Source organism: Wohlfahrtiimonas larvae, from assembly GCF_002006755.1.
Classification (GTDB): domain Bacteria; phylum Pseudomonadota; class Gammaproteobacteria; order Cardiobacteriales; family Wohlfahrtiimonadaceae; genus Wohlfahrtiimonas; species Wohlfahrtiimonas larvae.
The window spans coordinates 1-7,151 of sequence record NZ_MVDO01000185.1; the positions used below are offsets into that span (position 1 = coordinate 1).

Below are 7,151 nucleotides of genomic sequence, written 5' to 3' on the forward strand. Positions count from 1 at the left end.
TTTGACTTTTTCTCTGAATAACGCTTCAGCCATTGGAGAACGACAAATATTACCTAAGCACACGAATAAAACTTTAACCATAATTCATCCTATTAATAACCATTTGATGCATAATTTAGCTTACAATAGAGATATATTATCATTAAAAGAAGTGGCTATGGCTTTTACTATTTATCACTCCAATCATTTAGATTCCTTGCAATATATGGCAAGTTATTTGATTCAACAGAATCCATTAGAAAATCCTTTATTACCTGAATATTTCATTATTCACAGTAGCGGGATGACGAACTGGCTGAAGAGTGCATTAGCAGAAGAGCATAATATATTTGCCAATACTAAATTAGAATTCCCCATCAATCAAATTGTTACGATGATTGAGAATTTATTGACGGAAGAAGAACGAGCAAAAACTAATTTAAGAATTTCTCGGTTAACGTTAACTTGGGCTGTGTTTGATGTTTTAAAAAATTCATCTTTAGCAGATTTAGAAATCTTAACGCGTTATTTATCGACAGATCATACAGAACATAGTGATGTTCGAATGATGGCATTGGCAGAAGAAATCGCAGGTTTATTAGATAAATATTTAGCGTATCGCCCTGATTGGTTTGAGGCATGGCGAAATAATCAATTGTTATTAGATGATTCGCTTGATGAGCTGTGGCAGCAAAAAATTTGGCAAGAGATTTGTCAAAAGGTGATTCCTCAATACTATTTAGCTAATATTGGAGAATTATTAAAAATAATACCTGAAGAGCGTTACCAACATCCCAAAATTCCTACCCGCTTATTTGTGATCGGGATTTCGACTTTGCCACCATTGTTTATTGATCTGTTGCATACTTTGAGTAAACATATAGATGTTCATTTATTTTTCACAAATCCATCCCAGTTTTATTGGGGGGATTTAACTCAATATCGCAATCGTGAGATTCAACGTATTATTTTTGAATCATCTGAAGCACGTGAAGAAATCTTTGCACCTAATATTAATCAGGAAGAGTTAGAGAAAGCTCAAGAAATATCTGAGCAATGGTTAGAATTTCATGGCAATCCATTATTAGCAAGTTTTGGGAAAATAGGACGTGATTTTATTCATTTATTATCTCAGTATGATGATGTGATAGAAATTGAGGCTTTTAGTGAACCTGACAATAGTGGGTTATTAGGCCATGTACAACGAGAGATTTTTAACTTAGCAGCTATTAATAAAGATTCACCTAAATATATTGTGACGGATGATGACAATAGTATTAGTTTTCATGCACATTATAGTGAGAGAAGAGAAGTTGAAGGTTTATATGATCAGTTGCTTCATGCATTTAATAATGATGTAACATTAGAGCCAAAAGATATTATTGTGATGGTCTCAGATGTGGACCGTTATCGGCCAATGATAGAAGCAGTATTTGGTGCCCCTTTTTCAGCCGATATAAAAATTCCTTATACAATTTCAGATTTTACATTGGGCAAGCATGAACCAATTTTAGAAGCATTTTTATTGTTGTTATCTATACCTGAAAGCCATTTTACTATTTCAGAATTATTAACATTGTTAGAGATACCAGAAATTGCAGAACGATTTTCTATTTCTCAAAATAATCGCCATTTGATTCGTCAATGGGTTGAAAATAGCCATATTAAATTTGGTATTGATCAAGAGCATTTATCAGAATTGAATATTCGTGCGGAGCCGATGAATACTTGGTTGTGGGGTTTAAAACGATTATTGTTGGGCTATAGTTTAAATGAAGCTGTTGAGATTGATGATGTCTTAGCTTTCCCATATATTCAAGGTGGTGATGCAATCACATTAGGTCATTTAGTAGATTTTGTAGATGCACTTATTCATTGGAAACAGAAATTATCACAATCATATTCATTGAATGAATGGCGTACAGTTTTGAATGAGATATGGTCATCTTTTTATATCGATAATGATGCAACACAATTTCGTTTGCAGCATTTGCAATTTATTTGGAATAGTTTCTTAGATGAAGGGGAAAAGATTAAATTTGATCAACCTATTTCTATTCATTTGATATATCGTTATTTGAATGAACATTTATCATCTTTTAGACCAGAATCTCGTTTTTTAACAGGTTCAGTGAATTTTTGTACATTTATCCCGATGCGTTCAATACCGTTTAAAATTGTTTGTATGTTGGGGATGAACCAAGATAGCTTCCCACATCGTAAGCAATATCCCGAGTATGATTTGATGCAAAAATACCCTGCACGTGGTGATCGTTCCACGGTCAATGATGAGCGCTATCTTTTTTTAGAAGCAATTCTGTCAGCAAAATCTCAATTGTATATTAGTTATATTGGGAAAAATATTCATAATAATAGTGAAATGTTCCCATCTCTTTTTGTGAATGAATTACAGCATTATTTAGATGAGTTAGCAGAAACATCAACCCAAAAATCTGTGACTCAACAGTTGACCATTCATCACCCATTATCGTCTTATAGCCCATTATTATTTCAACAAAATAGTCGGGTTCATTCATTTCAAAAAGTATTATTACCATCTTTATGTGCATTAGATGATAGAGAATATCAGTCTAAAATAATTGATTTAAGAAAAATTTCTACAAAAATGTTGATAGATGCTTTTAAAGATCCTTTGAAGGTTTTTAGTATTCAGCATTTTGGCATTAATTTTTATCGGCAATCTATTAATGAAATAGAAGATGATGAAGTGTTTGCTTTATCAGAGCGAGATGCATTAGAAAATTATCAAGCTCGTGTGCAGTTAATAGAAGAGCTATTTTATAATGATATTTCTGATGATCTTTTGCATCATTATGCCAAACATCAACTATTTCAACAATATAAGCTAGAAGGGAAACTACCAAAATTTGCTTTTGCTAAACTAGATTGGTATGCATTCATTGAGCCTATTGTGCAGATGGTCTTAACTGCAAGAGCTAATCATTGTTGTTATGGCATTGAACAGCCCATCCAAATTATACATGATAATATTATGATTGATGGTACAGTTGTTGGTATAGATCATGATCAACAATGTTTAGTTTTTGCTGGAAAATTTCATATTAAACGTCAATTTGAAGCGCTGATTACACATGTTTTAAATACTTTGAGATTACAACAAAATATCACAACAAAGATTTTCTTTTATGATAATAAAAAAGTATATGAAACTATGATTGAACCTATTGATATGGAGTATGCTAAATCCATATTGCATCAGCTAATAATAGGTTATCAAGAAAATTTAGTATCGCCATTTATACTAGCATCTGAGAATGCTTTACGTGCGAAGGATAAAAAACTACTACAAAAACATGTTGATTTTATTCTCAAGACTTACCATGATTATCAAACTGAAACAGTACAACAATATTTGATGGAACATACAGAGTTTCGTATAGAAATTATAGATAGGATTTTAGAGGATTTAATGGCACAGGATTCAATGTTAATTGATCGTTTTATGCCTACAATGACAGAAAAAGAGGTGATTGGATATCTCTATTTTTATCTACGATATATTAATTTGATCTGTCATACGAAAATAAAAGAGTTGAAATCATGTTAGTAAAGAGAAAAAAGTGATCATAATATATTTTTATATTAAAATTAATTAGTTATATTTGTTTTAATAAAGTCATGCACATAATTATCCACAGGTTATGTGGAATTGTTTATGGCTTATGAATAACTTTTTCATGAGTTGATTGTTAACTTTTATCATTAATAGATGGGTTTTGTTTAATATAATTAAGAATTGATGGGGGTCATGAGATAGTTAAATTCAACAGATGATTAGGTTGATTAATCATAGCTGTATATGGCTGTTAAATTTTATGGTGGGAAGCTGAAAATTTGGCATTCAAGCGATATAAAATCGAATATTTATATATCTTTAATCTAAAAATGTAATGTATGAATGTTGCCTTTGACTATAGATTCAATAGGTCAAGGATGTATAATACAAGTTTTCCATAACGAGGCGATTTTAATGAATAATAAAAAGATTAAAAGTAATCTTTCAAAAAATGCCATCTATATTTTGCCGAATCTATTTACGACGGCTTCTTTAATGACGGGATTTAGTTCTATTTTATTAGCATTAGAAGGGCGTTATGCAGCAGCAGCAGTATTAATATTTGTATCAATGGTTTTAGATGGTATGGATGGACGTGTTGCTCGTTGGACGAATACGCAAAGTAGTTTTGGTGAACAATATGATTCTTTAGCAGATATGGTTGCTTTTGGTGCTGCTCCCGCAATTTTAGTATATATGTGGTCCTTCCAAGGATTGGGTGAAGTTTCAAAAGTGATTGGTATCGGTTGGTTTGCATCATTTGTTTATTTGGCATGTGCAGCCCTTCGTTTGGCACGCTTTAATGTACAAATAGGCTCTGTGGATAAACGATATTTTGTGGGATTGCCAAGTCCAACAGCTGCTGCAATTGTTGCTGGTGCAGTATGGGCAGGAGAGGTCGGCATTAAAAAATTTGCAACGGCATTTGGGACAGATCTTTCATATACAGGGCATGATCTAACGGGATTAATGGTAATTATCACTTTGTATGCTGGATTAATGATGGTTTCTAATTTTTTATTTTATAGTTTTAAAACTTTAGAGATCAAGAAAGTTAGATTTACAGCTTTAATCATTGTTGTAATCTATGCGGGAATGTTAATTTCTTCACCTTCTATTGTTTTATTCTTAACGGCATTTATTTATGGTTTATCTGCTCCAATCCAATATGTTTATCGTAGACAAGCACGTAAAAAACGTATGCTAGCATTACAAGCAAAACGTCATGAACGTCATGATGAGCGCCATGAATCATAATTTAGATTATTTAAAATTGTTGAAAATTCCTGTCTGGCAAGTGCGTGGGCAGGAAGTTTCAGAAGCTGTGGAACCTCTTATTCATAAAGGAGTGGCACCTGCGATTGAATCAATTGCAGCATCAGCAATTATGCCAATGATGATTGACCATCCATCAGAAGTTCAATCTGCCTCTGGCATTGCTACCGACTATCAGGCTCAAGCTATTGCATCTTTAGAAAATTGTGTAGCTTGTAAGTTACATAATGGTCGTACTCAAGTGATTCAAGGGAAAGGCTCTAAATCAGCTAAAATAGTTGTTGTGACAGAAGCCCCAACATTCAATGAAGATGTTGCCGGTGAACCTTTTGCTGAAGAAGCAGGTAAGTTATTTGAAAATATTTTAAAATCTATTGGCTATCATATGGAGGATGTTTATATTACACCTTATGTGAAATGTGCGCCGTATCAATCTTTCATTACAGAAACGGAAGAGGCCGAATGCTATCAGCATTTAATGAATGAATTAAATGAGATTCAACCACAGAAAGTTTTGTTATTAGGGCGTAATGTTGCAAAATATTTATTAAAGACGACACAGCCGTTTGATACAGTGAGAACTCAAAGTGCATATCTATCTATTTTGGGTAAAAATATTCCTGTTTATGTGAGTTATAATCCATATCAATTGATGAAATTCCCAGAAGAAAAAAGAAAAGCGTGGAATGACTTCAAAAAGCTGGTAAAGTAAAAATTATGAATGAAATCAGTTTTTTAGAAATTACATCAGATGATTTTGATGTTATATATGAGATTGAACTAAAAGCTTATCCTATACCATGGAGTGAGAAGATTATGAGGTCTATGGTCGAAGGTCATGAATATAAAATTAAAATAACATACTATGATAAAGTGATTGCTTATGTATTTGTGATGGTTGTATTGGATGAAGCTACAATTTTAAATATAGCAGTCGATCCTGATTATCAAGGCCAAGGCATTGGCCAAAAGCTCCTGCGATACCTTAAAGCTCAATTGAGTCAAAAAGGTATTCGTTCTATTTTTTTAGAAGTACGACAATCTAATCAAAATGCATTAGCATTGTATACATCAGAAGGATTTCATGAGATAGATATTCGTAAGAATTACTATCCTGCTAAAAATGGTCGTGAAGATGCCATCATCATGGCATGTGTATTGATGAATGAGTAATTATGAAAATTTTAGATTTAAAAGATTTGCAGTGCCCAATGCCTATTTTAAAAACAAAACAGGCATTACAAAAGATGCAATCAGGTGATGAGATTCAGGTGATTACAACGGATCCTCATTCAGAAATTGATTTTAAGGCTTTTTTAAGTAAAACTTCTGATGAATTACTGAAGTTTTGGATAGAAAATAATCAATATTTTTTCTTAATTAAGAAAAAATAAGTTCGCTGTAAGATATTTTTATTTTGATGAAGGGTGGTGTTGGAAGCTAATGAGTACCGTTTTATTTATTATTCCTTGTTTGACAAATCAGTTGCCCAAATCGTGGGAGTCTAAAATAGCATCTACACCGCTAGAGCCTGTTTATGACAGATTTTTACATTCATCAACATCACATAAAACAAAACATTTTACATTACAGGATGCTTTGACTGAATATCTTCAGTTGCCAGATAATATTGCATGGGCACGCTGTGGTCTGCATGCTAGCGGCATTCGTATGCGATCTAATAATTGGTTTAAACTATCATTATTGACAAAAATTGGTGTGACAAGTTTACGTGGTCATATGGTGCAAAAAATGGCAGAAGATTTTGCCAGTGATTTTGCATTTGCAGAGGATTCGATTGTGACAGCGCAAGGTGATTGGTTTATTTCATTGAAAAAATATAATGATGTTATATCAACACCTATTTGGCGTGCTCGACCTAAAGATATTGATTCAGCAAGTTATGGTTTAACGGGAGCAGATGCATCATACTGGCAGGAACAGTTTAATCATGCGCATGAATGGTTAAAAACATATGCTTATAATCATTTAAGGGTTAGACAAAAATATGAGCCTATTACAGATTTTTGGCCCTGGGGCAACGGTGAGAATCATGAGTTTAAATCTGATGTCGAATATTCTGCTATATTTTCTGATAATGCGATCGTTCGTGGTGTAGGTAATAGTGCAGGTTTATCTTTCTTTCCTTTGCGTAACTCAACAGCTGACTTTTCCCAAATGGTTCATAATCATCCTAATATTTGTGTAGTGGACGATCGTTTGATCAGTAAAGTATCTGATGATGATCTGTTAGGTTGGTTAGATGCAAGATCACAAATTGCCAATATGCTGTTGGCTC

General features: G+C 33.0%; 7 protein-coding genes. 6 read left to right on the forward strand and 1 reads right to left on the reverse strand.

What is annotated here, in order from left to right; all coding sequences use genetic code 11:
* A partial coding sequence (locus BZK14_RS10160; protein ID WP_483887736.1) for an arsenate reductase/protein-tyrosine-phosphatase family protein occupies positions 1-81 on the reverse strand: 81 nt, incomplete at its 3' end.
* A gap of 76 nt (positions 82-157) precedes the next feature.
* Between BZK14_RS10160 and recC the strand changes: the two genes are divergently transcribed.
* The 6 genes from recC to BZK14_RS10190 all read left to right on the forward strand — a co-directional run.
* Positions 158-3,568, forward strand: a complete 3,411-nt coding sequence (recC, locus tag BZK14_RS10165; RefSeq protein WP_077926388.1) for an exodeoxyribonuclease V subunit gamma — start codon at positions 158-160, stop codon at positions 3,566-3,568.
* A 423-nt stretch (positions 3,569-3,991) separates the two neighbouring features.
* Positions 3,992-4,834, forward strand: coding sequence for a CDP-diacylglycerol--serine O-phosphatidyltransferase (gene pssA / locus BZK14_RS10170; protein ID WP_077926389.1), 843 nt, complete (start codon positions 3,992-3,994; stop codon positions 4,832-4,834).
* Positions 4,824-5,564 carry a uracil-DNA glycosylase gene (locus tag BZK14_RS10175; protein WP_171973698.1) on the forward strand — a complete coding sequence of 247 codons (741 nt, stop codon included), beginning with the start codon at positions 4,824-4,826 and terminating at the stop codon, positions 5,562-5,564. The genes pssA and BZK14_RS10175 overlap by 11 nt, the downstream gene beginning before the upstream one ends.
* A 5-nt stretch (positions 5,565-5,569) precedes the next feature.
* Positions 5,570-6,025 carry a ribosomal protein S18-alanine N-acetyltransferase gene (rimI, locus tag BZK14_RS10180; protein ID WP_077926391.1) on the forward strand — a complete coding sequence of 152 codons (456 nt, stop codon included), beginning with the start codon at positions 5,570-5,572 and terminating at the stop codon, positions 6,023-6,025.
* 2 nt (positions 6,026-6,027) lie between these two features.
* Positions 6,028-6,246 carry a sulfurtransferase TusA family protein gene (locus BZK14_RS10185; RefSeq protein WP_077926392.1) on the forward strand — a complete coding sequence of 73 codons (219 nt, stop codon included), beginning with the start codon at positions 6,028-6,030 and terminating at the stop codon, positions 6,244-6,246.
* 49 nt (positions 6,247-6,295) lie between these two features.
* A partial coding sequence (locus tag BZK14_RS10190) for a hypothetical protein (protein WP_077926393.1) occupies positions 6,296-7,151 on the forward strand: 856 nt, incomplete at its 3' end.